Source organism: Methylobacterium sp. AC832, assembly GCF_979256025.1.
Window position 1 is genome coordinate 25,941 of record NZ_CEEDMV010000006.1, and the last position, 25,021, is coordinate 50,961.

At 65.2% G+C, this 25,021-nt stretch carries 21 protein-coding genes and 1 riboswitch; of the genes, 8 read left to right on the top strand and 13 right to left on the bottom strand.

What is annotated here, in order from left to right; genetic code table 11:
* Positions 1–81: 81 nt before the first annotated feature.
* From AC0IXR_RS19155 to AC0IXR_RS19165, 3 genes are read right to left on the bottom strand one after another with little or no spacing between them, the layout of a single operon-like run.
* Positions 82–468 (bottom strand): type II toxin-antitoxin system death-on-curing family toxin, encoded by a 387-nt coding sequence (locus tag AC0IXR_RS19155; RefSeq protein ID WP_471761824.1) that lies wholly within the window; start codon positions 466–468, stop codon positions 82–84.
* Complete coding sequence (locus AC0IXR_RS19160; RefSeq protein WP_471761825.1) at positions 465–689, bottom strand: AbrB/MazE/SpoVT family DNA-binding domain-containing protein; 225 nt, start codon at positions 687–689, stop codon at positions 465–467. Before AC0IXR_RS19160 ends, AC0IXR_RS19155 begins: the two co-directional genes overlap by 4 nt.
* Positions 690–748: 59 nt before the next feature.
* Positions 749–2,590, bottom strand: a complete 1,842-nt coding sequence (locus tag AC0IXR_RS19165) for a M3 family oligoendopeptidase (protein ID WP_471761901.1) — start codon at positions 2,588–2,590, stop codon at positions 749–751.
* 340 nt (positions 2,591–2,930) lie between these two features.
* On the opposite strand from AC0IXR_RS19165, the gene AC0IXR_RS19170 reads away from it, so the two are divergent.
* The 4 genes from AC0IXR_RS19170 to AC0IXR_RS19185 all read left to right on the top strand — a co-directional run bounded on the left by AC0IXR_RS19170 (position 2,931) and on the right by AC0IXR_RS19185 (position 10,029).
* Positions 2,931–4,424: a sigma-54-dependent transcriptional regulator gene (locus tag AC0IXR_RS19170; RefSeq protein WP_056429202.1), complete on the top strand. Its 1,494-nt coding sequence runs from the start codon at positions 2,931–2,933 to the stop codon at positions 4,422–4,424.
* 181 nt (positions 4,425–4,605) lie between these two features.
* Positions 4,606–6,714 (top strand): L,D-transpeptidase family protein, encoded by a 2,109-nt coding sequence (locus AC0IXR_RS19175; RefSeq protein WP_471761826.1) that lies wholly within the window; start codon positions 4,606–4,608, stop codon positions 6,712–6,714.
* Between the two features lie 188 nt (positions 6,715–6,902).
* Positions 6,903–8,471 (top strand): peptidoglycan L,D-endopeptidase MepK, encoded by a 1,569-nt coding sequence (locus AC0IXR_RS19180; protein WP_419952746.1) that lies wholly within the window; start codon positions 6,903–6,905, stop codon positions 8,469–8,471.
* Positions 8,472–8,593: 122 nt separating this feature from the next.
* Positions 8,594–8,664: riboswitch (Fluoride riboswitch) on the top strand.
* A gap of 24 nt (positions 8,665–8,688) precedes the next feature.
* Positions 8,689–10,029 (top strand): voltage-gated chloride channel family protein, encoded by a 1,341-nt coding sequence (locus tag AC0IXR_RS19185; RefSeq protein WP_471761827.1) that lies wholly within the window; start codon positions 8,689–8,691, stop codon positions 10,027–10,029.
* 227 nt (positions 10,030–10,256) lie between these two features.
* On the opposite strand, the gene AC0IXR_RS19190 is transcribed toward AC0IXR_RS19185, so the two are convergent.
* Complete coding sequence (locus tag AC0IXR_RS19190; RefSeq protein ID WP_018044356.1) at positions 10,257–10,523, bottom strand: DUF2312 domain-containing protein; 267 nt, start codon at positions 10,521–10,523, stop codon at positions 10,257–10,259.
* A gap of 82 nt (positions 10,524–10,605) precedes the next feature.
* Positions 10,606–10,914: a DUF1244 domain-containing protein gene (locus AC0IXR_RS19195; protein WP_056429233.1), complete on the bottom strand. Its 309-nt coding sequence runs from the start codon at positions 10,912–10,914 to the stop codon at positions 10,606–10,608.
* A 352-nt stretch (positions 10,915–11,266) separates the two neighbouring features.
* On the opposite strand from AC0IXR_RS19195, the gene AC0IXR_RS19200 reads away from it, so the two are divergent.
* Entirely contained in the window at positions 11,267–11,539 is a 273-nt protein-coding gene (locus AC0IXR_RS19200) for a hypothetical protein (RefSeq protein ID WP_471761828.1), read from the top strand.
* Between the two features lie 84 nt (positions 11,540–11,623).
* On the opposite strand, the gene AC0IXR_RS19205 is transcribed toward AC0IXR_RS19200, so the two are convergent.
* Entirely contained in the window at positions 11,624–12,370 is a 747-nt protein-coding gene (locus tag AC0IXR_RS19205) for an N-formylglutamate amidohydrolase (RefSeq protein ID WP_471761829.1), read from the bottom strand.
* A 205-nt stretch (positions 12,371–12,575) separates the two neighbouring features.
* On the opposite strand from AC0IXR_RS19205, the gene AC0IXR_RS19210 reads away from it, so the two are divergent.
* Together AC0IXR_RS19210 and AC0IXR_RS19215 are read left to right on the top strand one after the other, a co-directional pair.
* Positions 12,576–13,904: a glycerate kinase type-2 family protein gene (locus AC0IXR_RS19210; protein ID WP_471761830.1), complete on the top strand. Its 1,329-nt coding sequence runs from the start codon at positions 12,576–12,578 to the stop codon at positions 13,902–13,904.
* Positions 13,876–14,370, top strand: a complete 495-nt coding sequence (locus tag AC0IXR_RS19215) for a DUF1036 domain-containing protein (RefSeq protein ID WP_471761831.1) — start codon at positions 13,876–13,878, stop codon at positions 14,368–14,370. Before AC0IXR_RS19210 ends, AC0IXR_RS19215 begins: the two co-directional genes overlap by 29 nt.
* Here the strand turns inward: AC0IXR_RS19215 and AC0IXR_RS19220 are convergent.
* Both AC0IXR_RS19220 and AC0IXR_RS19225 read right to left on the bottom strand, forming a co-directional pair.
* Complete coding sequence (locus AC0IXR_RS19220; protein WP_311274656.1) at positions 14,333–15,832, bottom strand: glycosyltransferase family 61 protein; 1,500 nt, start codon at positions 15,830–15,832, stop codon at positions 14,333–14,335. The two genes, AC0IXR_RS19215 and AC0IXR_RS19220, sit on opposite strands and share 38 nt — an antisense overlap.
* A gap of 844 nt (positions 15,833–16,676) precedes the next feature.
* Positions 16,677–17,681 carry a polysaccharide pyruvyl transferase family protein gene (locus tag AC0IXR_RS19225; protein ID WP_471761832.1) on the bottom strand — a complete coding sequence of 335 codons (1,005 nt, stop codon included), beginning with the start codon at positions 17,679–17,681 and terminating at the stop codon, positions 16,677–16,679.
* A gap of 223 nt (positions 17,682–17,904) precedes the next feature.
* On the opposite strand from AC0IXR_RS19225, the gene pyk reads away from it, so the two are divergent.
* Positions 17,905–19,341 (top strand): pyruvate kinase, encoded by a 1,437-nt coding sequence (pyk, locus tag AC0IXR_RS19230; RefSeq protein WP_056429184.1) that lies wholly within the window; start codon positions 17,905–17,907, stop codon positions 19,339–19,341.
* Between the two features lie 7 nt (positions 19,342–19,348).
* Here pyk and AC0IXR_RS19235 read toward each other — a convergent pair whose 3' ends face one another.
* The 5 genes from AC0IXR_RS19235 to AC0IXR_RS19255 form a co-directional block, all read right to left on the bottom strand.
* Complete coding sequence (locus AC0IXR_RS19235) at positions 19,349–20,362, bottom strand: alpha/beta fold hydrolase (protein WP_471761833.1); 1,014 nt, start codon at positions 20,360–20,362, stop codon at positions 19,349–19,351.
* Between the two features lie 6 nt (positions 20,363–20,368).
* Positions 20,369–21,013: a tetratricopeptide repeat protein gene (locus AC0IXR_RS19240; protein WP_311274659.1), complete on the bottom strand. Its 645-nt coding sequence runs from the start codon at positions 21,011–21,013 to the stop codon at positions 20,369–20,371.
* Between the two features lie 84 nt (positions 21,014–21,097).
* On the bottom strand, positions 21,098–21,223 hold the full coding sequence (gene ykgO / locus AC0IXR_RS19245) for a type B 50S ribosomal protein L36 (RefSeq protein WP_003601867.1): 126 nt from the start codon (positions 21,221–21,223) through the stop codon (positions 21,098–21,100).
* Positions 21,224–21,455: 232 nt separating this feature from the next.
* Positions 21,456–22,799 carry an HlyD family type I secretion periplasmic adaptor subunit gene (locus AC0IXR_RS19250; protein ID WP_471761834.1) on the bottom strand — a complete coding sequence of 448 codons (1,344 nt, stop codon included), beginning with the start codon at positions 22,797–22,799 and terminating at the stop codon, positions 21,456–21,458.
* Positions 22,799–24,481, bottom strand: a complete 1,683-nt coding sequence (locus tag AC0IXR_RS19255; protein ID WP_246747927.1) for a type I secretion system permease/ATPase — start codon at positions 24,479–24,481, stop codon at positions 22,799–22,801. Before AC0IXR_RS19255 ends, AC0IXR_RS19250 begins: the two co-directional genes overlap by 1 nt.
* Between the last annotated feature and the right edge of the window lie 540 nt (positions 24,482–25,021).

Genomic DNA, 25,021 nt, shown 5'->3' on the forward strand with positions numbered 1-25,021 from the left:
TGTCACCACGAGATAGGCTCCTTCCCGAAGGGTACCAGGGCCATGGGCCCATGGGTCGCGGAACTTGCGTCGCGGAAGGGGCTACGCCGTTGGCCAGTTGTCGCGGATCCAGCGCATGAGGCCGTCCTCGTCGATCTCGCTCGCGGCGAGACCGAAAATCATTCGAGTCGCCTCGGCCTGATCCGGGCGGAAAGCAACGTGGTTGAGCCGTAGGAACAATGTCATCGCCACGAAGGCGATGCGCTTGTTGCCATCGATGAAGGCATGATTGCGCGCGAGACCGAATGCATAGGCCGCAGCCAGTAACGCTAAATCGCCGTCTTCGTACCGCCAGCGATTCACAGGCCGCGCCAAAGCGGATTCGAGTGCGTTCTCGTCTCTGAGACCAGGAGGACCACCAAACCGGACGAGCTGGCGCTCGTGGGCGACTTTGACCTCTTCAAAGGTCAACCAACGGGGCTCGGTCACTGCGCCAGCGCCCGCAAGGTATCCTTATACTCCTCCATGATGTCGTCGACGATCGCCATCGCCTTGTCGAAATCAGGATCGTAAGGGGTCAGCCGCACTCCACCATCGGGCATCTCGGTGATGTGGAGCCACTGGCCCTGCCGCAGATTGAGCTTGTTGATCAATTCCCGTGGCAGGATGAGCCCAGTGGAATTTCCGATCTTTTTTACTTCGAGCTTCATGGCAATTCATCTTTCCGTTGTACATTCTGTACAACGGAAAGACCGCAGCGCAAAGGCCCCTATCCCTCCATCGCTTCCAACTCCACGATCATCCCCTCGATCATGTTGAGGCCGATCTGCCAGAAGGCGGGGTCGCTGGCGTTGAGGCCGAAGGGGGCCAGGAGCTCACCGTAGGGCTTCGACCCACCGGCAGAGAGCAGCGCGAAGTAGCGGTCGACGAAGCCTTCCTCCGCCTTGGCGTAGACGCCATAGAGCGAGTTCACGAGGCAATCGCCGAATGCGTAGGCGTAGACGTAGAACGGCGAGTGGATGAAGTGTGGAATATACGCCCAGAACGGCTCGTAGCCCGCATCGAGTGAGATCGCCGGGCCGAAGCTCTCGGCCTGCACCGACATCCAGAGGCCGTTGATCTGCTCGGCCGTGAGTTCTCCCTCGGCGCGGGCGAGATGGACCTTCCGCTCGAAGAGATAGAACGCGATCTGGCGCACGACCGTGTTGATCATGTCCTCGACCTTGGCCGCCAGCATCGCCCTGCGCTGGACCGTGTCGGTCGTGGAGGCGAGCAGGCGCCGGAACGTCAGCATCTCGCCGAACACGCTCGCGGTCTCGGCCAGCGTCAGCGGCGTCGGCGCCATCAGCGCACCGTTGCGCGAGGCCAGAACCTGATGCACCCCGTGGCCGAGTTCGTGCGCGAGGGTCATCACGTCCCGCGGCTTGCCCTGGTAATTCACCAGCACATAGGGATGCGCCGAGGGCACGGTGGGATGGGCGAACGCGCCCGGTGCCTTGCCCGGACGTGTCGGCGCATCGATCCAGCGGCGGTCGAAGAAGGTCTTGGCGATGTCCGCCATGCGCGGTGAGAAGGCCCCGTAGGCGTCGAGCACCATGTCGCGCGCTTCGGCCCAGGGAATCGTGCGCTGCTCCACTCGCGGCAGCGGTGCGTTGCGGTCCCAATAGGGCAGGACGTCGACGCCGAACCACTTCGCCTTCAGTTTGTAATAGCGGTGCGAGAGGCGTGGATAGGCCGCCTGCACGGCGTCTACCATGGCCGCCACCACCTCGGGTTCGACCCGGTTCGACAAGTGGCGGTCGTCGGCCACATCCTTGAACCCGCGCCAGCGGTCGGAAATCTCCTTGTCCTTGGCCAGGGTGTTGGTGATGAGGGCGAAGGTCCGCAGATTGGCGCGGAACACGTCGCCCAGGGCCCCGGCCGCCTCCTTCCGCACCGCCCCGTCCGGGTCCTGCAGCTTGTTGAGCGTCGGCTCCAGGGTGAGCATCTCGCCCTGGAGGGGGAAGCGCAGGGAGGCGATCGTGCCATCGAACAGCCGGTTCCAGGCAGAACGTCCGGTCACCGACTTCTCGAGAAACAGCTTCTCGGTGCGGTCGTCGAGTTGAAACGGCTTCTCGCGGCGCAGATCCTCGACCCAGGGGCGGTAATGCGCCAGGGGGCCTTCCGCCATGGCGGCGTCCATCAGGGTGTCGTCGACCCGGTTGATCTCCAGGGCGAAGAACAGGAGGTGGCCCGAGGCCGTGGTCAGGCGTTCCTGAGTGTCACCGTAGAACTTCTGGCGCCGCTCGTCCGTGGTGTCGCCCGAATAGACCAGGCCGGCGAATGACATCAGGCGGCCGAGGCGGTCCTCGATCGCCTCATAGGCGGCTACCGCCTCGGCGAGTCGCGAGGACGCATCGGGCCCCTCAGCGATCTCGGCGATGACGCCGCTCCAGCGCTCCGAGAAGTCGCTGCATTCGCGCTCCGCCCGCGCGATGTCGCTACGGAAGTCCGGCGAATCGATTCCGGAATAGAGGTCGCTCAGATCCCATTCGGGAAGCGAGCCGAGATCGAGAGCAAGAGCGGCAGCCCTCGCGACGTTGGTCCCTTCCGATCGTTGGCCGGCCGGCATCCGGGCGGCGCTGGGCAGGCTGGCATGAACGACGGCTCGGCTCGACATGGTGACTTTGATCCTGAAGCGGCGTTCCCGCGCCGTCGGGGTTGATATCGAGCGCCAGGGCCGCGTGATCAACCGAGTCGGTGCATTCCGCCGCAACGAATCTCCGGCAGAGCCTCCGCCGGCCCAACCCGCCCGGGGAGTGGACCATCAGGAAAGAAAGTGGGATCGTCGTTAAGCACAGCTTTACGCTCTTCGCTCACCCTACGGATCGAAACGAAACACCGGTGGCTGGTTCGCAGGGCGATATCCTGGGGGCGATCACCTTTCACAGCACACGGTCGAGGCTTTCCGCATGTCGACAACGGTCCTCATCGTCGACGACGATCCCGTCCAGCGCCGGCTCGCCGAAGCGATGGTGCGTCGCCTCGGTTTCGAAGTGAAGGTCGCCGAGAGCGGTGAGGACGGGCTGTCCGTGTTGCGGTCCGGCGAGCCTATCGACGTCGTGCTCCTCGATCTGGTGATGCCAGGCGGGCTCGACGGTCTCGCCGTCATGGCCCAGATGCGCCAATCGGGCCTCGACACGCCCGTCATCGTCCAGACGTCCAACGGCTCCATCGACGCCGTCGTCAACGCCATGCGGGCCGGCGCCACCGATTTCGTGGTGAAGCCGGCCGGTGCCGAGCGGCTTCAGGTGTCGATCAAGAACGCGCTCAAGGTCGATCAGCTGGAAGAAGAGGTGCGTCGCATGCGGCGGCGCGCCTCCGGCTCGCTCACCTTTAAGGACCTGTCCTCGCGCAGTCCCGACATGGAGCGTGTGATCCGGCTGGCCGAGCGTTCGGCTAAGTCCAACATCCCGGTCCTCATCGAGGGCGAGTCCGGCGTCGGCAAGGAAGTTCTGGCCCGTGCGATCCAGGGGTCGGGCGATCGGCGCGGCAAGGCTTTCGTCACGGTCAATTGCGGGGCGATCCCCGACAATCTCGTGGAATCGACCTTGTTCGGGCATGAGAAGGGCGCGTTCACGGGCGCAACCGAGCGTCATATGGGCAAGTTCGTCGAAGCCTCGGGCGGAACGCTGTTCCTCGACGAGATCGGCGAGTTGCCGCTCGATGCCCAGGTGAAGCTCCTGCGCGCGCTGCAGGAGGGCGAAGTCGATCCGGTGGGCGCCAAGCGCAGCGTTCGGATCGACATCCGGCTGATCTCGGCCACGAACCGTTCGCTCCTCGACCTCGTCAAGCAGGGGCGCTTCCGCGAGGACCTGTATTACCGCCTCAACGTTTTCCCGATGACCCTGCCCCCGCTCCGGGCGCGCCGCGAGGACATCCCGGACTTGGTGCGCTCGTTCTGTGCGCGCTTCGCGGCCGAGGAAGGAAAGCGCGTCCGTGCGATCACGCCGGAGGCCATGTCGCTGCTCTGCCGCTACGGGTGGCCCGGCAATGTCCGCCAGCTCGAGAACGCCCTGTTCCGCGCCGTGGTGCTCGCCGATAGCGACGAGCTCACCGTGTCCGAGTTCCCGCAGATCGCCGCGCAGGTGGAAGGGTTCGACGTGCGCATTCCGGCCGCCCCGGTCCAGCCCATGGTTCAGGCCGGCATGCCCGAGCCGGTGCGCGAAATCGTCCGCGTCGAAGTCCGCGACCCCCATGCGATGACCCTCGTCACCGAGGAGACCGGCGAGATGAAGCCGATGGACGAGCTGGAGGCGGAGATCATCCGCTACGCCCTGCAATATTACCGGGGCCGCATGTCGGAAGTGTCGAGGCGCCTCGGCATCGGCCGGTCGACGCTCTATCGCAAGCTGAAGGATCTCGGTCTCGACGACGACGAGAAGAGCGACGAAGCCGCCGCCTGAGACTGGGGCAGCGTTTCCGTCGCGGCCCGTCTGGCCGGGATGTGCGTCAAGGCACTGCGTTTCGGGCCGGGAGATCCCGGCAAGCCTCCACTGTTGCCCGCGCGCCGTTGCAAGCGGTTGCGCAAGCAGCGATTGTTTGACCGCAAACACGGCTGATACGGCCGGTCCCGGGAGTTTCATCATGGGCGCTTCGCGCTCCGCCTCCGTCGCACTGGCCGCCCTCATGGTCGGTTGTGTCGGCTACGCGGCAAAGGCCGAGCCTCGGCTCGACCAGACTCCGTCCGTGGTGCAGAGCGCCGCCACGCCCTCGGTCTCATCCGATCAGGGACAGGGCGATACGGCGGCGACCGGGGCGATCTCCTCGCCCGTATCCCCCTCTCCCAACCCGGCAGAGCCCGCCGTGGCGGGAGATTCCGCGCAGGTCCCATCCGATGCCCCCCGGGAAGGCGCGTCGGAGACCAGAAGCGCCGAGGATTCACCCTCGAAGGCTGAAACGGGCTCCGAGCCCGCCGCCGCGGTGGCCGCCGCTCCGGTGCCGACCGATCCGATGGGGGCGGCCCTGGCCGCTCGTCTCGCCGATCCGGCCCCGCTTCTCGCCCGCCTGAGCACGAAGGATCGGGAGGCGATGCAGGCCTTCTACGGGCTCGGCGCCTTCAAGCCGGTCTGGGTGGTCGATGGAGCCTTCACGGCTGCCGCCAAGGCCGCCGCGTCGCGGCTCGCCCTCGCGGCCGAGGATGGTCTCAACGTTCAGGCCTATCCGGTACCGGTCATCGGCACGCAGGGATTGACCGAGGCCCAGACCGCCGAGATCGAGCTGAAACTCTCGGCCGCCATCGTGCTCTACGCCAAGGATGCGCGCGGCGCGCGCGTCAACCTGGCCGCCGTCTCGCGCCTGATCACGCCCACCCTCGACATTCCCGGTGCGGATGCGGTTCTGGCGCGCGTCGCCAGCGCTGGTCCGCAGGCCGGCGCCGCGCTGCAGGGCTACAACCCGGCGCAGGCCGGCTACCTCGCCTTGAAAGCCCGGCTCGCCAGCCTGCGCAATCTTCACGGCGCGCCCATGGCGACGTCGCCCGTGTCGATTCCCGCTGGACCGGTCCTGAAGGTTGGGATGCACGATCCCCGTGTCCCTGCCCTGCGCAAACATTTCGGTCTGCCGACCCGCACCGCCGGTACCCTCGACGCCGCGTCGGGCGAGCCGGATGCGTTCGACGGGGCCGTGTCCGCCGCGGTGGCGAAGTTTCAGCGGGGCCGTGGCCTGCCGGCCACCGGTACGCTCACGCCACAGACCGTCGCCGCCCTCGGCCGGTCCGAGCCGTCTGCACGCGCGAGCGACGAGGAATCGACGGTCCTCGTCAACATGGAGCGCTGGCGCTGGCTGCCGAGCGATCTCGGACGCGACTACGTTCTGGTCAACATTCCCGAATTTCGCCTGCGCGTGATCCGCAATGGGTCGGTGCGCGACGAGACCCGCGTCATCGTCGGTAAGACCGAGACGCCGACGCCGGTCTTTTCGGGGATGATGGAATACGCCGTCGTCAACCCGTCCTGGAACGTGCCGCCCTCGATCCTGAAGAACGAGTTCCTGCCCGCCCTGGCCCGCGACCCGAATTACGCGGCTCGTCGCGGCTACGAGGTCGTCTATCGCAACGGCAACATCTCGGTGCGCCAGCCGCCGGGCGAGCGGAATGCGCTCGGCTTCATCAAGTTCCTGTTTCCCAACAACCATGCCGTCTACCTGCACGACACCCCCAACCGCTCGCTGTTCTCCGCCTCTCAGCGGGCGATGAGCCATGGCTGCGTGCGCGTGGACGATCCCTTCCGTTTCGCCGATTCGGTGCTTCCCGAAGCTTGGTCGAGCGAGCGCTTGAAGAAGCTCATTGGCAAGGGCGAGCGCACCATCCGCCTGCCGGAGAAGCTGCCGGTCCATCTCGCGTATTTCACCCTAGCGGCGGACGATCACGGGGCTTTGCGCACCTATTCCGATCTCTACGGCCACGACGCGCGTATGAAGATCGCGCTCGGCCTCGCGCCGGGAAGCCTGCTCGTCGCCAAAGCTCCGACCAAGGCACCCGCAAAGCCTCCGGCCAAGGTCGCGGTGCGACCGGCGCCATCGGCACCGGGTGCGAGTGCTCCGTCGACAGAGGCTCGTCGTACGGTGTCGCGCCCTGCCGTGTCAGCCGGAGCCGCTCCCGTCCGCGCCTCCCGGTCCGCCGAAGCCGCAGGCGTCGATCCATGGGGAGCCCCCCCAGCCCCTGCCCCGGCCCCGGTCTCCCGCGGCTGGTGGTAGCGCGCCTCCTCTTGTTGCGTGAATGTCACGCGAGCCAGAATGTGTGATGCCGCTCTTGCGGCGTCTTGATCGTGCCGGCGCGGCGGCACGATTTCGCCACGGTTCAAACCTAGCCGTTTTGTAGACCGGCGAATGGCTGAGGACCCGATAACCGTCCATTTACGGTTTTCGGCAACCTTGCGTTCACCATGATCCGCGCGACAACGCGCGGTCTGGCAGAGGTGAGGACGATCGTGGGCAGTTCGCTACGAGAAGAGGCCCAGCCGGCCGATCGATCCACCCAGCCTGCCTCGCGCCTGCTCGTCTATCTCCGCAACGCCTGTTCCCATCCTCGCCTACGCCGCTCGATCATCGTGGCGTCGGGCATCGCCCTGGCGCTCGGCGCGGGCACGCGGGGGACGCAGGATGCGGTCGCCAATGGCGATACCCGCACCCTCTCGATCTACCATACCCATACGAAAGAGAGCGCCACGATCACGTTCAAACGTGACGGTCGCTACGACCGGGCCGCGCTGGAACAGCTCAACTGGATGCTGCGCGACTGGCGCATGGACGAGCCAACCAAGATGGACCCGCGCCTGTTCGACACGGTGTGGGAGGCCTACCGGTCGGTGGGCTCGCAGGAGCCGATCACCGTGGTCTCGGCCTATCGGTCACCGGGCACCAACGCCATGCTGCGCCGCCGGTCGCGCGCCGTGGCCGAGTTCAGCCAACACATGCTCGGCAAGGCGATGGATTTCTACCTGCCGGATGTTTCCATCGACCAGCTTCGTGCGGTGGGCATGCGGATGCAGCGCGGCGGTGTCGGCTGGTATCCCCATGCCGGCTCTCCCTTCGTCCATCTCGATGTCGGGTCGGTCCGTTCCTGGCCGCGCATGAGCCATGATCAGCTGGCGCGCCTGTTCCCCGACGGCAAGACCGTGCACCTGCCCGCCGACAACCGGCCCCTGCCGGGCTACGAGCTTGCCCGTGCCGAAGTGCTCGCCCGTGGCGGCACCGTGCTCGGCGTGACCCAGGTCGCGACGGTGGAGGAGGATGACGGCCCGAGCATCAAGGGCTTCTTCGCCAGCCTCTTCGGTGGCGGCTCCAAGACCCCTGCGCCGCCGCCCGAAGCTCCGGCCCGGGCTCGCGCAAAGCCCACCGTTCTCGTGGCCAGTGCCGATCCGGACGACCAGTCCGGCACCCGCGAGGCCCTGGCTTACGCCGCCCCGGCCGCGTCCGATGCCCTCAAAGGTGCTCTCCTGCGCCGTGACGAACGCGATGCGCAGAGCCTCCTCACCCAGGAGGTCGCCAAACCGACCGCTGCCGCCGATGCAGAATCGAGCCTGATCGACGTGCCGCTGCCGCCACGCCGGCCCTCGGAACTCGCCGCCGTCACCGCTGCGCTCACCATGCCTCTGCCGCCGCCGCGGCCTTCCATCCAGGTGGCGAGCCTCGGCCCCACCGGGATGGCCGCGACGCCGACCGTTCCTGCCGCACCCACCCGCCTGGCCCGGCCCGTGCCGGCCGATGCCGACGCGAAGACGCAATTGCGCGCCCTGTTCGAGGTGGCCGCAGCTTCGACCGCGCCGGCTAGCCGCGCCTCGCCCGTTCATGTCGCACCGTCGCGTGCTCGCACCGATGCCGCGCCGGCCGGCCTCGTCGCTCAGGCGGAAAGCGGCGTGCGCAGCCGTTTCTCGGGACGTAGCCCCGGCGACGACCTCACCGCCGCGCGCTTCACCGGATCGTCCACCCGCGCTGTGGCTGCCGGTCGCTGAACGTCGCGACGGCGAGGGTCGCCCACCAGCGTCGATGCCGAAACCGGGGCGGCGGTGATGGGCTGCGCATCGTTGGGTACGGGGAGCCGCCCCGGCTTGACGCGCTGCCGGCCACGGGACACGAAGGCCCTGGCAATGGATTCTGCCGGGCGTAAGCCGAACCGCCACAAGGGCTGATGATTCCTACCCTTTTGCCATTCAGCAAGACGGTGGAGCCATGCTCGCCTTCCTCAAAGATCGGTTTACCGGGCTCAAGCGCGCCACGAGGCGATGCGCGGCTTGGGTCGTGGCGTTCGCGCGCTGGGCGGTGATCCTCATGCCGCTGGCGGCCGTCGTCGGTACGCTTTGCGCAGCGTTTCTCTGGAGTCTCGACGTCGCGACGAAAGCCCGGTTCTCGCATCCGTGGCTGCTGTTCCTGCTGCCTGTCGGGGGCTTCGCCATCGGCCTGCTCTACCACCGTGTCGGGCGCAGCGTGGAGGGCGGCAACAACCTCATCGTCGATCAGATTCATGAGCCCGGGGGCGGCGTTCCCCTGCGCATGGCACCGCTGATCTTTCTCGGCACCGTGGTCACACATCTCTTCGGCGGCTCGGCCGGGCGGGAAGGTACGGCGGTGCAACTCGGCGGCAGCCTCGCCAGCGGCATCGGGCGGCTGGCGAAGCTCGATCCGGCGGCCACCCGCATCGTGCTGATGGCAGGCGTGGCCGCAGGGTTCGGGGCGGTGTTCGGCACCCCTATCGCCGGAGCCGTCTTCGCTCTCGAAGTCCTGGCGATCGGCCGGGTGGAATATGGCGCGCTCATTCCCTGCCTACTGGCGTCTGTCATCGGCGATTGGGCCTGCCAGGCCTGGGGCATCCATCATTCGCTCTTTCGCATCGCCTATCTGGCGGACGTGACCGGCCCGATCGCCCTCGATCCAAGCCTATTGGCCAAAACGGCGGTCGCCGGCATCGCCTTCGGGCTCGTGGCGCTCGTCTTCGCGGAAGCCAACCACCTCCTCGGCGGCTGGCTGAAGCGCTTGATTCCCTACGGACCCCTGCGCCCCGTCCTGGGTGGAATGGCCGTGATCGGCCTCGTCTATGCGCTGGGCACCCGTGACTATCTCGGCCTCGGCGTCACGGCGCCGGATCCGGGAGGCCTGAGCATCGCGAGCTTCTTCGGGCCGGAGGTCCATCCCTGGTCCTGGGCCTGGAAGATCCTCTTCACCGTCGTCACTCTGGCCTCGGGCTTCAAGGGTGGGGAAGTCACACCACTCTTCTTCATCGGCGCCGCCCTCGGCAATGCGCTGGGTGGCCTGATGGGGGCACCCCTCGACCTGATGGCGGCTCTCGGTTTCGTGGCGGTTTTCGCGGGAGCGGCTAACACCCCCCTTGCCTGTACGCTGATGGGGATCGAACTGTTCGGGGCGACACACGGCGTCGCCATCGCGGTCGCGTGTTTCACCGCCTATGCCTGTTCGGGCCATCGCGGCATCTACCTGTCGCAGCGCATCGCCGTCTCCAAGGGTGGGGCCGTCGAGGCCGGGGCCACCCTGCGCGGCGAACGGACCCGGCTCTGAAGCGGCGGGAGGCACCGAGCACCTCCCGCCCGGTCCTCATTTCTTGTCGTGAGGAAGGAGGTCTGCCGTGTCGCATGCCTGTCCGTGCCGCCGCGCGGAGGCGAGCCCGCCGGGCTCAGTGCGACGTGGCGTGAGCACGGTCAGCATCAGCTCGACCCGTCTTCCGCCCAGTCGGTCAGGGGAAGACGGCCGCCTTCGGCCTCGATGGAGCGCCGCGCGATGTCGGGCTACACCATGCCGAGGGCCTGCATGTAGAGCTCCAGGATGGCTTCTTCCTCCTGCCGCTCGGCATGGTCCTTCTTGCGCAGGGAGATGATCTTGCGCAGGGCCTTCACGTCGAAGCCGGTGCCCTTGGCCTCGGCATAGACGTCCTTGATGTCGCCGGCGAGGCCGGCCTTTTCCTCCTCCAGGCGCTCGATGCGCTCGATGAAGCTCTTGAGCTGGTCGGCGGCAACCGAGGAGGCATCGACGGCGGGTGCGGCGGAAGCGGCCATGAGCGTCTCAATTCCTGATCTGAGGCGCATCGGGTGGGATGCGCCGGAGGAGGCTGGTTAAGCGATCACGCTTACCGGAAGCTTAGTGCGGCTCGGCTTGCGCCTTCGAGAAGGCCGACTGTTGCTCGGGCGTGGCCTCGGCCTGGTTCAGCCGCTTCCATTCCTCGTAGGGCATTCCGTAGACGCGCTCGCGAGTCTCGTCCTTGCTGAGGCCCAGGCCGCGCTCGTCGGCGGCGTCCTTCATCCAGTTCGACAGGCAGTTGCGGCAGAAGCCGGCCATGTTCATGAGGTCGATATTCTGGACGTCGCTGCGCGTCTGCAGATGCGCAACGAGGCGGCGGAACACCGCGGCTTCCAATTCGGTCTGCGTGGCGGTGTCGATTTCGGTCATGGCAGTTTCCTCATCCTTCGGCTCGCGGGCAGTTACCGCTTTCGCGCGAGGATATACCATCGCTGACGCGCGGTCCCGTTTTCGGGCGCATGGCTTTCGGACGCATGGCTTTCCCGGCGTTCCTGCGCGCGCATGACCTCCCGCGAGAATGCGGGAGGCGCCGGACATTTCTCTTCGCTCCCTTGCGCCTGACGCATCGCAAGGCCTCAAATCAGCGCTCGCCCGGCGTCTCGCGCATGCAGGTGCCAAACCGCACGACGTTGCGGCAGGGTTCGTCCTACATCGGGTCTACACAAGAACTCACGGCCCACCGCCCTCTGACGGAGACCGCGACATTCAATAGGACGTAGTCATGAACACTCGTCTCGCTTCCGCTGTCGCTGCTGTTGCTTTGAGCCTCGGCGTCGTTGCTTCGCCTGCTCTCGCTCAGAGCTATAATGCGCCCGCCGGTATCTCGGCCTATGCAGCTCCCGGCAGTGCAGGCCGTCAGGTCGTCGCCGGTGACGACTTGACCACCGGGTCGGTCGTCAGCCGCCGCAGCGTCGATTCCGCCCAGGAAGGCAACGCCGAGCAGAACAGCTTCCCGGTCTGGCAGTACGGCCGCACCTCGGGCGGCCCCCGCTAAACAGAGGCCGACGGAATGACGAAAACGGCGGGGCCTGAGCCCCGCCGTTTTCGTATGAGCTCTCTGCTCATCGCGGAATGAAAGTCAGCCGGCTTTCGGCATCAGCGGTCGGAGGAGCTTGGCGAAACGCGCCGCCCATTCGATCTGGCCCGGCTCCAGGGCGATGAGATCCTGCCGGATCTCCACGAGGGCGTTGGGAAGGCCGCGTGCGATGGCGTGGCGATCGATCGTGTCGCCCGGCAGGCCGCCGCCATAAGGCTCGTTATCGCCCACCGTCAGCCCGGCCGGGTCGGTGCGGAGCCCGGCGATGAGGGGCGCGCTCATACGGTCGTCCCTGTCCCACAGGATGCCCACATGCCAGGGCCGCATATAGCCGCGCCACGAGGCCGTGAAACTGTGCATCGTGACGATGGAGGGCGGCACGCCTGCCTCCGTGGCCTGCGCGACGGCCGTATCCACTGCTTCGTCGAAGGGCACATAGAAGCGCCGGATGCGCTCCTCCTTTCCGGCTTCGTCGATCCTGGCATTGCCCGGCACCACGGCGCCGTCCGACAGACGCATGACCAGCGTCGGGTCCTCGCGCCCCCGGTTGGGATCGATGACCAGGCGTGAGAACCGCGTGAGGATGGCCGGCACGCCGAGATGGGCCGCAAGCCGCCGGGTGACCTCGGCCGCGCCGATATCGTAGGCGATGTGGCGCGCGAATTCCCGCTCGGGCACCCCGAGCTGCGCCAGATCCTCCGGAACGTGATTCGAGGCATGCTCGCAGATAAGGAGGAGTCCCGAGGCGGGATCGCCGGGAATCGTCTCGACGGGATGCGGCGGAAACATGAGGCGGGCACGGTCCTTCGGGGCCGATCGGGAGGAAATCCCCCTCTTCAGGCATGAAACACGCCGCCGGTCGGGTCATCGCACGCTTGCCGAGGCGGCAGGGCTCGGGCACAGCACGTATAGGCGATCGCGCCGCCACGGCAATAATCCGGCGGACAAGCAATCCGGCCCGCGCGATCGGACCTTGATGAGACACGGACACGCCATGACCGCGCCTTCACACGCTTCGCCCGCTCTCTCCCCTTCGTCCCACGACGCCGCTCGCGGCCTGCTTCTCGGCTTCCTCGACGAGGCGATCGCCGCCGCGCATCCCTCCCGCTGCCTGGTGCCGCATCTGCCCGCCCCCGGCACGGGTCGGCTGATCATCCTCGGTGCCGGCAAGGCCGGCGGAAGCATGGCCGCGGTCGCGAGCCGGTTCTACCGGGAGCAGCACGGCGTCGACGAGAGCCGCATCGTCGGTCTGGCGGTGGCCCGCCACGGCTACGGCGAAGAAGCCCCGATGATCCGCATGGTCGAGGCCGGACACCCGGTACCGGACCAGGCCGGCATCGACGCCACTATCGACGCCCTGAAGATCGCCGCCGATGCCGGTCCGGAGGACGATGTGCTGGTGCTGCTTTCGGGTGGCGGATCGGCGAATTGGATCGCGCCCGCCGGCGATCTCACCCTCGGCGAGAAACAGGCGATCACCAAGGCGTTGCTGCGCTCCGGCGCGCCGATCAACGAGATCAACGCGGTGCGCAAGCACCTGTCCCGGATCAAGGGCGGCCGGCTGGCCATGATGGCCCGCAACGCGCGCTCGATCCTGACGCTGGCGATTTCCGACGTGCCGCATGACGATCCGGCGGTGATCGCCTCGGGTCCGACCGTGCCCGACCCCTCGACGCTCGCCGACGCGCGCGAGATCTGCGAGCGCCGCAATATTCCCTTGCCGGAGACCGCCAAGGCGCTCCTCAACGACCCGGCCAACGAGACGCCGAAGGCGGGCGACCCCTCCTTCGCCCGCGCTGAATACCGCATCATCGCCCGTCCCATCGACGCCCTGGATGCGGCGGCGGAGGCCGCGAAGCGCGCCGGCTACGAGGTCGTGATGCTCGGCCCAGATGTCGAGGGTGAGGCCCGTGAGGTCGCGGCGGAACACGCCGCCCTCGCCAAGGAGATGAAGGCGGCCGGCCGCAAGGTGGCGATCATCTCCGGTGGCGAACTCACCGTGACCATCGTCGGCGAAGGCCATGGCGGCCCGAACCAGGAATACGCCCTCGCCCTCGCGATCGGCCTCGATGGCGAATCCGGCATCCTCGGCATCGCCGCCGATACCGACGGGACCGATGGCGGACGTGGCGCGGCCACCGATCCAGCCGGCGGGCTTGTCGACCCGACCACGCTGGAGCGCGCCCGCGCCGCCGGCCTCGACCCGGCTGCCATGCTGGCGGACAATGATTCGACGAAGTTCTTCGCCACGATCGGCGACCTCGTCCAACCGGGTCCCACACGCACCAATGTCAATGATTGCCGTATTATTCTCGTCGGTTGACGACGTGAGCTGTCGCCGCCCCTCCCCCATTGGCGGGCGGGGGGCGGTCTTGGCCGGCCTCGTTCTTGCCTGCCTCGTCGCTCGGCCCTTACCGGCCCAGGCGGACCTCCGTATGTGCAACCAAACCGGGAGCAAGGTCGGCATCGCACTTGGATATCGCGACGGCCAGGGGTGGGTGACGGAAGGCTGGTGGGACGTGGCCCCCAAGGGCTGCGAAACCCTGCTGCGTGGGGCGCTCGCATCGAGATTCTATTACGTGTTCGCCGTGGACTATACCCGCGGCGGAGAATGGAACGGTCGCTCGTTGATGTGCACCAAGGACGCCGAGTTCACGATCCACGGCGTCGAGGATTGCCTCGCCCGCGGGTTCGATCGCAACGGCTTCTATGAGGTCGATACCGGCGAGCAGAAAAGCTGGACGATCCAGCTCACGGATCCGAGCCAGCCGGCGGCGCCGACTCCCTGAGGGCCTTCTTCAAAAAGATCGTGAAGGCCGGTAGATCGACCGTCCATGCATCGAAGCCGGGATACTGCGGCTCGAGCCATGCGGAGTATTGATGACCTTTAACAATTGAAAGGCGAGCATAGTTGAAACGTAGCTGATACGTTCCATCCATGATCGGAAGGATTTCGATTACGCGAAGTCCAGGCTTCGAGACGACAATGTGAGATAGTCCAGCGCCGTGAGGAGACATAATGACGGAAGCTTTTCGGGCGATCGCAAATTGATGCCAGAGGGGGATCTTGGAAAACTCCATAACGGTGAATCCAAGCTTCCTCGCTACGGCTTCTACATCAGCCTCGTTCTTCATCACACGCCGGACAGCATCACGTCGCGTGACATAGACACGGTCTGGCAATTCTACGTTGTTGTTTGCTGCTAAGGCGCTCGCACGTTCTCCGAGCTCTTCGTAGATGCCGTCTAGATGACGCCATCCCAACATACCGCGGAAACCTACCCGCGCGACAAGTAGGCGTTCAACGAAGACCGTGCTGTTCAGCTTCTGAACAGCATTTCCAAGATCAAGCATATTCAGTGTTTCTTGCTCGAAACTGGACCGTGCAGCGTTAAGAAGGATCCGGCATCCTTTATTCTCAATCAGGCCGCTGCTATGGATCCAGGCAAGTCTTGGAAGATAATCGATGAGCCAGTGATAGATTCCGCTGCTTCCGCGATTGGCTCCAAACGCAAGCGAAATATTTTGCACTTGCGTTCTATCTGTGACATCGAGGGGGAACCCCTTCGATACAACGATTTCCTTATTTTCGGTCCAAATTTGCCCAGACGGATGAGTGAAAACGTTCTCGTACTCGGAGATGACAGGTTTCAGCGGGCGTGCCATAAGCCGATTGAAGACCGCGACCTCGCGCTTTAGGCCCTTGAGATGATGCTTGTCCGTTTTAGATGAAGCAACGATCTTCACACTACCGAAGGAATCTTGTGCGGGCTGATCGGCAAAGGTTAGTGAAGTAGCGGTAGGTTTGATCAATGATCCACCGCGGCTCACTTTCGCGACCAGATCGAGAAGCGCGCGTTTGAGATTAGCGTCACGAAGGTGTTTGAAAACGAGGCCGGTCGATTTAAGGAAGCGCGTCGTCTCATGAAGAGATGGCGTGTCTAGAAGCAGTTGAGCTGCCAAATGTGCGCGCTTGTTCATCGAAAGTTGCCGTACAGTTGCAAATTTGATTTCATGCGGAAGCGCGGCTTCGGGAAGATCCTTTAAAATACAGTTGATAATATTGTCATCGGACAGGATGAAAGCACCCTGCAACCGTTGAAGCAGCAACTGTGGTTGTTGCGTAATCAGATTGGAATTGTCGGTAATCGCGATTACTCGATCCCAGCGATTGGCTGCCGCTTCGTCGCGGCAAAGCCTTACTGCTTCTTGTGCATGACTAGCGATTGTTGAAGATTCGCTGGGTTGCACTGGACAATGACCTGCTATTAGTTGTGTTTTAAGCAGTAAATCAAGATTTCGTAGAATCTGATGCGCGAATAGCAGCGCGCTTTTGCTTCCGCTCTGCTTTCCGCGTCTCAATATTTGCGTCTTTGCGCGCCTTAATGCGAGCCTGGCGCTTCATTTCGGCTTTTTCGGAGCGAGGAGGGGTATGCTGTTCGTTCACTAAATTCACTCCTGTCGAATTCTGGCGCAAACTTGCCGGACGTGAGATCTCTCCCGTGTGAGGTACCGCATGTCGGGTGATGCTGTAAACCCGAAGGCCTTTTCCTAGTAGGTAAATTTGGCTTTGTAAGGTCTGATTGATGGGCCAATCGTTCGAGTGCGTGGTCGCGGAGATTGGCGGGCTTAGGGAGTCGTCTTCCGTGCACGCTGGCTCCAAATTTGGTCAACAACTCTCGTGTGGTGCCGTGGAGAACGAGGATTTGTAGCTTGGCGCGTCTTTCGTTGCGGTGCTCGGGAGGGGCGCCCCAATTGGCAGTTTGAATTCGAAGTGCATCGTCTAAACAAATGTAAACCGTATTGAAATGCTCGCGCCGCCCGAAGATTGGCGCCGGCCTCGATCCAGATTCAGATACGCAGGAATTGATTGGGAAACGGTTCCGTGCCGATGCGAACATGTTCCGGCTCAATGTACTCCAGTTCCAACGCACTCAACCTCGGGGCACCTATAGGATGTCCCGCCAGCTCGCTTGTGCTCGAATAGGAGTGTTCTTACCAAGGGCACGGTGGAGGGGATGCTTGATTAAGCTGTTCGCTTGCGTCGAGCTGCATCTGACGCGGAGATGATAAACGAAGGTTCGTTGCGTGTAGCTCACGTCCTCGGAGAGCGTGCCTCGCTCGAGTTCCGCACTGGGAAGGGGAAGGCGGCGCGGAGCGCCACCGTATCAATCTGCGACGGGGGCAGTACGCAGCTGCGAGCTTCGAGCCAATCCACGTTGGTAAACTCGCGCCGTCCCTGGAGGGCAGGATCCGTAAGTCCCACCGAAAGCTTGTAATCTTCGACTTTGAAGGAGTTGGTGTTTCCATTGAGGTTCATGTATTGGGCAGGCACACCATAAGCATGAGACACGATAAGGCCATGCAATGAGGTCGTGACTATCTCTTCGCAACTGAGAATATCTCTGATGACACGTTCGATATCCTCAAAAGACACAGAGTGGAGGGAGATCACTTTGATGTGATCGAGCCCAACCTTGCGGACCGCCTCCCGGATCTCTGCATCCTGCAGGACGTGCGAAATGACGCCGATTTTGTGAGTCTTGGCAACGTCGGGAGCGTAGAGTTCAGGCAGAAGCACCGCGGCGTCGCCATAAATTTCAGGGCATTCCGCGCCCGCCGCCAGGACGGCACTGCGGGAGAGCGGGCCGCGAACCGCGGCATAAATTGCCGTGGGGCAAAGCGGATCGGTGGCGCGTGGCATACCTGTCCCCCACAGGCGCATACCCGGTCTGGCAAATTTCGCAATGCTGCCGATGCAGAGGCCCTCGGCCTCCTTGCTGGAAACCCAGCGCGGCATCACGCCGAAAGCGTGCCACAACACGTAAGGGGTGAGGATATCGCCGAAATTGCCCGGATAGGGGCTGCGCATCCACCAGATTTTCGGACGATACTGCTCTGCGAGGCCGGCTTGCGCCGCCATGTCCTCGAACGCGAGAAGTGCGCGGTTGGAATCGAGCAGCGGCCCCCATTCCTGAGCCGACTCGGCGCTCAGATCCACTGCAAGCTTTTCAAATCCCTCCCTGTCGCCGTTCCTGATCAGCGTTGTAAACAACCGGGAGACCAGCTTATCCTTGTCGGCCTTTTCCTTGTCCGTCACGCTTCGTCTCCCCAGGCGGCTCGTCGACTTGATGGCGCGAGCTTATCGTGCCTGCGAAGTCCGGCGTCTAGGGTGGCCACTCCGGGCGATGGGCTGGGGCCAATCACTCCTGGCTGGCGCCCCTCACCTTGACGCCTGACCCGCCCCGGTGCTTCTGACCGCTCGCCCTCCATTCGTCCGGTCGGTCACGACAGGCGGAATCATAAGAAAACGGGAGACCGGAGTGAAACGCTCGCGCCGCACGAAGATCATCGCCACCCTCGGTCCGGCTTCCGATACGCCGGAGATGATCGAGAAACTGTTCCGCGCCGGTGCGGATGTGTTCCGGCTCAACATGAGCCACCTTCCGCGCGAGAAATTGCCCGAGAAGATCGAGGTGATCCGCACCATTGAGCGCGAGTTGCGCCGGCCCATCGCCGTCCTGGTGGATCTCCAGGGCCCGAAGCTGCGGGTCGCCGCCTTCGCCGAGGGCAGCGCGATCCTCGAGAACGGGGCCTCCTTCGTGCTCGATTCGGATCCGACGCCGGGCGACATCCATCGCGTCTACCTTCCTCACCCCGAGATTCTGTCCGCGCTCGAGCCCGGCCACGTCGTCATCATCGATGACGGAAAGCTGCGCCTCGTCGTGACCGAAGTCTCCGAGGGACGCGCGGTGACCGAGGTCGTCATCGGCGGCAGGATTTCCAACCGCAAGGGCGTGTCTCTGCCCGACACGGTGATCCCGGTTGCGGCGATGACCGAAAAGGATCGCGGTGATCTCGAAGCCGGCCTCAATGCCGGTGCGGACTGGATCGCGGTCTCCTTCGTCCAGCGCCCCGAGGACGTGGCCGAGGTGAAGAAGGTCGCCGCCGGCCGCGCGCTGGTCATGGCCAAGATCGAGAAGCCGCAGGCGCTGACCCGTCTCGACGAGATCATCGAGATCTCCGACGGCATCATGGTGGCGCGCGGCGATCTCGGCGTGGAGATGCCGCTCGAGCAGGTGCCCGGCGTGCAGAAGCGGATCACGCGTGGTGCGCGGCGTCTGGGCAAGCCCGTCGTGGTCGCGACCCAGATGCTGGAATCGATGATCACCGCGCCGGTCCCCACCCGCGCCGAGGTCTCGGACGTGGCGACGGCAGTCTACGAGGGCGCGGATGCGGTGATGCTGTCGGCGGAGAGCGCCTCCGGCGCTTTCCCGATCGAGGCGATCTCGATGATGAGCCGTATCGCCGAGCAGGTGGAGCGCGACGCGCTCTACTGGACGATCCTGACGGCGCAGCGCTCCGAGCCCGATGCCACCGCGTCGGACGCCATCGCGGCGGCCGCGCATCAGATGGTCGGTGCTCTCGGCCTCACCGCCATCATGGCCTGGACGCATTCGGGCTCGACGGCCCTGCGTCTCGCCCGCTCGCGGCCCAACGCCACGATCATCGCCCTCACGCCGAAGCGCGAGACCGCCCGGCGGCTGGCCATGTGTTGGGGCACGCACCCGATCGTCACCAACGATGCGAGCGACGTGGACGACATGGCCTTCCGCGCGGCGAAATTCGCCGTTCGCGAACGCTTCGCCGAAATCGGTGACCGGGTCATCGTCGTGGCGGGCGTGCCGTTCGGGACGCCGGGCGCTACCAACCTGGTGCGGATCGCCTTCGTCACCCGCGATCACGCCGCGAGAGCCTGATCGACTGTCAGGGCGCGACGGGTTCAGTTTCCGTCGCGCCGATCTCGGTGGCGAGGCGCTCAATGGCATCCACGAGCGCATCCGTCGCCATATAGGGCACCATGTGGCCGATGCCCGGCAGCAGAACGAGGCGTGCGCCGGGGATAGTCCTGGCCAAAGGCTCCGCATGGCGCGTCGCCGGAACGGCGGCATCCGCATCGCCGGAGACGATCACCGTCGGCACGGCGATCTTACCGTATCGCGGAGCCTGGGCCGCCAAGGCTGCGGGTAGGCCGATCAGGTCTTCGAGATTCGCCAACATCGTCGCGGGGCGCAGCACCAGGGCTGAGCGGCTACGGTCGAGATAATCTCCGGGAAGTTCCTGCGGCCGGAAGGCCGCACGCCCCGCGCGTTCGAGATAATAGAGGCCGAGCGGTGTCGTGACGGTGCGGCTGAGCAGCCAAGCGACCGGGGGCTTCAACGCGAGGCGGTAATACCATGGCAGAGGCGCCATGGCGGGAAACGGCATCGCCACCGGCGCCACCAGCACGAGGCCGGACACGACCTCCGGATGGTCGAGGGCAATGGCGGTGGCCAGCGCACCGGCCCAGGAATGCCCCATCAGGATCACGCGGCCGGTCCCGATACCTTCGATAGCCTGCGCGATGGCGTGTCCCTGTGCCGCCGGACTCGCCATATCGCGGTCGCCGAGGCGGTCGCTCCAGCCGTATCCCGGCCTGTCGAAAGCGATGACGCGAAAACCGCTCTCCGCGAGCCTGCGGCCGACACCTTCCATCGGATCGGCCGCATTGGCCGAAGCCCCGTGCAGGAGCATGATGGTTCCCCTGGAGGAAGGATTCGGACCGGCCTGGATCGTCGCGAGCCGTCCGCCCGCCACTTCCACGGAGGGGCCGAGCGGCGGGAACTTGGTGCCGACCCGCAGGGTGACGATCAAGGTCACGAGAGCGCCGGCCGCGAGCACGCTGACGATCAATCCGAGCATCACGCCCGCGATCAGGCCGAGCCAGTGCAGAAGAACCATGTCCGGTTACAGGTCCCGTCCGTCGATCTCGGGGACAAGCCGGTCGATGGCGCTCTGGAGCTTCTCCATGCGCGGATAGATGGCGGAGGCGCGCCTGAAAGCGTCGAGGGCGCGGCGCTTGTCATCCATGGACAGATAGATCCGCCCCAGTGCCGCCCAGGCCTCGTAATGTCGTGGTTCCAGCACGAGCGTCCGCTGCAGGTCGGCCACGGCATTGGTCTGGTCGGTGAGCAGCCAGAACACCGTGGCCCGCCGGTTCCAGCCCTCCGCCCATTGCGGCTCGAGGGTGGTGGCGCGGTCCATCAACTCGACGGCGAGGGCATAGTCGCGGCCCGACATCGCTTGGCGGGCACGTTCGGTGAGGAGATCCGCAGTGGCGCTGCCGGAGCGCCCGAGACGCTGCTCGATCAGGCGGGAGATACCCTTGGCCTCGGCATCGTCCTCGGACGCCTTCAGCCTCGCATAGAGATCTTCGAGGCTCGGCGCCTGCACCTTCCTGGGTGCATCCTTCTCGGTTTCCTTGACCTGTCCGGTCTCCCGGCCCTGACTCGCTTGAGGCAGAGCGTCGGCGGACGATGCCCCGAACGAAAAAAACGCGGCGCTCAGGAGCGCAGCGTTGAAAAGAATGCCGAGGTGCCGGGACAGCGTCATGAGAGCGAGCTTCCTCGCCCTTCACGCCGCCGTCAACAGGCAGGCTTGACGCGGCTACCCCGAATTGCCGGGCAGCCCGCAGCCTCAGCCCTGTCGGGCCTTGAAGCGCTTCTGCGTCTTGTTGATGACGTAGACGCGGCCCTTACGGCGCACGAGTTGGTTGTCGCGGTGACGGCCACGGAGGGACTTGAGGGAGTTGCGAATCTTCATCGGTCTCACGTCGGCCGGGTTTGAGCCCGCCGCCTGTCCATAGGGTCTCGGGAACGAGGCACCTCGGTAAGGCGTCCTCGGCGATGGCAGTTCACGCATCGCGGAAAGGCGGTTGCCATATCAGGCTTGAGCGCCTGAAGGCAAGATGCAACCGACCTGCCCATGATGCGGATTCTTCAAACTCTCGCCCCGACGCATGGTCGGGGTCTCCATGCTTCGCCTCTCGGAGCCGTCAACGTTCGCGCCAAGCCTTGGCGATCTGGTCCGTCAGAGGCTTCGTCAGGTAGGAGATGACCGAGCGGTCCCCGAGTTGCATGAACGCTTCCACAGGCATGCCGGGCACGAGCTGGACCTTGCCGAGGCGCTCCACCTGATCCTCCGTCATGCGGATGCGCGCTGTGTAGTAGGTCATGCCGCTCTTCGGGTCCTGCGAGACGTCGGCCGAAACCCGGCTCACGATCCCGTCGATCTCGGGCGTCACCCGCTGGTTGAAGGCCGGGAAGCGCAGGACCGCGCGCTGATCCAAACGCACGTTGTCGATGTCCTGCGGCTGAATCTTTACTTCGACGATGAGCTTGTCGGCGTCGGGCACGATCAGCATCGCCGGCTCGCTGGGAACCACGAGACCGCCGATCGTGTGCACGGTCAGCTGGTGGACCGTGCCGTTTTGAGGCGAGCGCATGTCGATGCGCTTGAGCTGATCCTCCGCGGCGATGCGCTTCTCGACATATTCCGACCAGCGGCCGCGAATCTCCGCGAGTTCCTTTCCGGTCTCGGTGCGCATGTCCTGATCGATCTGGAAGATCTGCAGTTCGATCTCGGTGATCTTTCCCTTGGCCGATGCGGTGGAGGCGATGAGCTGCCCGCGCTCGCCCTGCAGCCGGGCGCCGTCTCGTTCGAGCGCCGTGACGCGCGAGAGCGGCACGAGGTTCTTGCCATAGAGCTCGCGCACACCCTTCAGCTCGGTCCCGATCAGCGCCGTTTCCCGCTCTTTGGCGGCGGCCTGTTCAGTGAGGCCCTTGATCTCCTCGCCGAGCTGGGAGACGCGCTCGCGCAACTGCGCCTTCTGGCCCTCACGGCCGGCGACGCGGGCGTGGAACAGGCGGGTTTCACTGTCCACCAGATGCGCGACGGACGGATCCTTGGCCTTGCGGGCCAGGAGATCCGCCGGGAAGGTGATCTCGGATGCGCCGTCACGCTCCGCCTCGTCGCGGGCGCGGCGGGCCGCGAATTCGTCGAGCGCCTTCAGGATGATGTCGAGATTGGCGCGGGTCTGGGTCTCGTCGAGGCGGATCAGGATGTCGCCGGCCTTGACCCGTGCGCCCTCCTTCACCCGCAACTCGCCGACGACGCCGCCGGTGGGATGCTGGACCTTTTTCACATCCGATTCGACCATGAGTTGGCCCGGAGCGATCACCGCTCCCGAAATCATCGTGAAGGTGGCCCAGCCGCCGATGCCGACGACGAGGACGGCGCCGACACCGATGGCGACGGCAAGGTGGCGGCGGATGGACCCGTTGGCCGTGGGGCGGACCTGGGCGGCGGGAAGTCCGACGGGCGACAGTGCGATGGCCATCACGCGCTCTCCTGCAGGGTGGCGACGTTCGCGCCGGTTCGTTGTGCGGCGACGGGCTCGGCAGCGGGAGCCGGGGTCGACCGAAGGACGCGCTTGAGCACCTCGTCCTTAGGGCCGAAGGCCTGGGCCCGCCCGTCGGCCATCATCAGGATCATGTCGACGGCCGCCAGGGCGCTGGGGCGGTGCGCCACGACGATGCAGATGCCGCCGCGCTGCCGCACACCGACGATGGCCTGGGTCAGGGCGTTCTCGCCCTCCCCGTCGAGATTTGAGTTGGGTTCATCCAGCACTACGAGGAAGGGGTCGCCATAAAGCGCCCTCGCCAGGCCGACACGCTGGCGCTGACCCGCCGACAGGCCGGCGCCGCCCTCCCCGATCCGGGTGTCGTAGCCTTCCGTGAGGCGCAGGATCATCTCGTGGATGCCCGCCGATTTGGCCGCCGCGATGACGGCGCCCGATTGGGCGTTGGGATCGAACCGGGCGATGTTCTCGGCGATGGTGCCCGCGAACAGCTCCACTTCCTGCGGCAGGAAGCCGATATGCGGTCCGAGATCGGCGCTGGACCATTGGTCGATGGCCGCGCCGTCGATCCTGACCTTGCCGCGAACGGGAGGCCAGACGCCGACGATGGCGCGGACGAGGCTGGACTTGCCCGACGCGCTCGGGCCGATGATTCCGAGCCCCTGTCCGCGCTGTAGCGAAAGGCTGACATCCTGGACGACGATGCGCTGAGTGCCGGGCGGTGCGAGGGTGACGTTCTCGGCGACGAGACTCTGCGACGGAGCGGGCAGCGCGTGGGGCTGTTCGGCGGCGGGCAGGCGCGCGAACAGCTCCGAGAGCCGCGCCCAGCTCTGGCGTGCCTGAACGAATCCCTTCCAATTGGCAATGGCGAGTTCCGCGGGAGCCAGGGCACGGGCGACGAGGATCGACGAGGCGATGATGACGCCGGCCGAAGCCAGATTGTTGATGACGAGCCATGCGCCGAGGGCGAGCACACCCGATTGCAGCGCCATGCGGAACACTTTCGAGCCCGCACCGAAACCGCTGGCGACGTCCGAGACGTTCATCTGCGACTGCATGTAGTCGCGGTTGGCACCACCCCAGCGATCGGCGAAACGTCCCTGCATTCCCATGGCGGCGAGCACCTCGGCATTGCGGCGGCCGGCTTCTGCCAATCCGTTGCGGCGCATGCCGTGGGCGGTGGCGGTCTGCGAGGGCCCGCGCGTCGAGCGATCCGTGGTCAGGGCGAGGACGGCCAGGACCGCGGCGCCCACGAGCGCGGCGACGCCGATGAGCGGGTGGAATAGGAAGCAGATGAAGACGTAGATCGGCATCCACGGCAGATCGAAGAAGGCCGAGGGGCCCGTGCCGCCGAGGAAGGCACGCAACTGGTCGAGATCGCGCAGGGGCAGCAGCCCGTCGCCCGGGGTGGCACCCTTCAGGGGAGCCCGCACGACGATGTCGAACACCCGCGCGCTGAGGGCTTCGTCCAGAGACGCGCCGACGCGTGCAAGGATACGCGAGCGGATCGTCTCCAGAATGCCCTGAAATCCATAGAGGACGAGGGCGAGGATCACCAGGCCGACCAGTGTCGGCACGCTGCGGCTCGGAATGACGCGGTCGTAGACTTCGAGCATGAAGAACGATCCGGTCAGATATAAAATGTTGACCAAACCGCTCATCACCGCGACGCCGATGAACGCTGTCCGGCAACTTGCCAACGCCGAAATGATCTCGGCCGATTCCCGCCCCTTAGCCACTGCCGCCCCCGCCGTCACGTTCGATTGTCAAGCTTAGTTCGTAGGAAAGTCTGCGATACCGTTTGCGAACGGCGGTCGGACACTCTCTTCCTCTTAGAAGAAAAGTGTGAATTCGAGAACTCGAAAACATGCCCGTGCGGTTGGATTATGACCGCCTGCTTCCGGCGGGCGCTTCTCCAGCAGCGCCTCTGATGGTCCAATCCAGCCTTTGTGGGGGTGATCAGGTGCAACTTTTTAATTGGCGAAGTCCCCTCGCATCTGGGCCGATCCGGCGACGATGAAGTCCGCGATGCCTTATGCTTCGGATCGCGCGACCTCGTGTATCGGCCGCCAAGCACCGCGAGAAATTCCGATTGCCAGTAGATGTCCGTAAACGTTCTCGGCTTATGCCGATGTGAGTAATGGCGAAACGCCGGAGCGTCTTCAGTGCGGTCGGACAAAGAGACGGGCGAGTCGCAGGAT

Bases quoted from the DNA above. Each gene is read 5' to 3' on its own strand.
- AC0IXR_RS19240 (WP_311274659.1), bottom strand. From the start codon at position 21,013: ATGACGCTGTCCCGGCACCTCGGCATTCTTTTCAACGCTGCGCTCCTG.
- AC0IXR_RS19185 (WP_471761827.1), top strand. From the start codon at position 8,689: ATGCTCGCCTTCCTCAAAGATCGGTTTACCGGGCTCAAGCGCGCCACG.
- AC0IXR_RS19160 (WP_471761825.1), bottom strand. From the start codon at position 689: ATGAAGCTCGAAGTAAAAAAGATCGGAAATTCCACTGGGCTCATCCTG.
- ykgO (WP_003601867.1), bottom strand. From the start codon at position 21,223: ATGAAGATTCGCAACTCCCTCAAGTCCCTCCGTGGCCGTCACCGCGAC.
- AC0IXR_RS19215 (WP_471761831.1), top strand. From the start codon at position 13,876: ATGATTGCCGTATTATTCTCGTCGGTTGACGACGTGAGCTGTCGCCGC.
- AC0IXR_RS19180 (WP_419952746.1), top strand. From the start codon at position 6,903: ATGATCCGCGCGACAACGCGCGGTCTGGCAGAGGTGAGGACGATCGTG.
- AC0IXR_RS19255 (WP_246747927.1), bottom strand. From the start codon at position 24,481: ATGAGCGGTTTGGTCAACATTTTATATCTGACCGGATCGTTCTTCATG.
- AC0IXR_RS19175 (WP_471761826.1), top strand. From the start codon at position 4,606: ATGGGCGCTTCGCGCTCCGCCTCCGTCGCACTGGCCGCCCTCATGGTC.
- AC0IXR_RS19205 (WP_471761829.1), bottom strand. From the start codon at position 12,370: ATGTTTCCGCCGCATCCCGTCGAGACGATTCCCGGCGATCCCGCCTCG.
- AC0IXR_RS19170 (WP_056429202.1), top strand. From the start codon at position 2,931: ATGTCGACAACGGTCCTCATCGTCGACGACGATCCCGTCCAGCGCCGG.
- AC0IXR_RS19195 (WP_056429233.1), bottom strand. From the start codon at position 10,914: ATGACCGAAATCGACACCGCCACGCAGACCGAATTGGAAGCCGCGGTG.
- AC0IXR_RS19235 (WP_471761833.1), bottom strand. From the start codon at position 20,362: ATGGTTCTTCTGCACTGGCTCGGCCTGATCGCGGGCGTGATGCTCGGA.
- AC0IXR_RS19200 (WP_471761828.1), top strand. From the start codon at position 11,267: ATGAACACTCGTCTCGCTTCCGCTGTCGCTGCTGTTGCTTTGAGCCTC.
- AC0IXR_RS19250 (WP_471761834.1), bottom strand. From the start codon at position 22,799: ATGGCCATCGCACTGTCGCCCGTCGGACTTCCCGCCGCCCAGGTCCGC.
- AC0IXR_RS19190 (WP_018044356.1), bottom strand. From the start codon at position 10,523: ATGGCCGCTTCCGCCGCACCCGCCGTCGATGCCTCCTCGGTTGCCGCC.
- AC0IXR_RS19165 (WP_471761901.1), bottom strand. From the start codon at position 2,590: ATGCCGGCCGGCCAACGATCGGAAGGGACCAACGTCGCGAGGGCTGCC.
- AC0IXR_RS19210 (WP_471761830.1), top strand. From the start codon at position 12,576: ATGACCGCGCCTTCACACGCTTCGCCCGCTCTCTCCCCTTCGTCCCAC.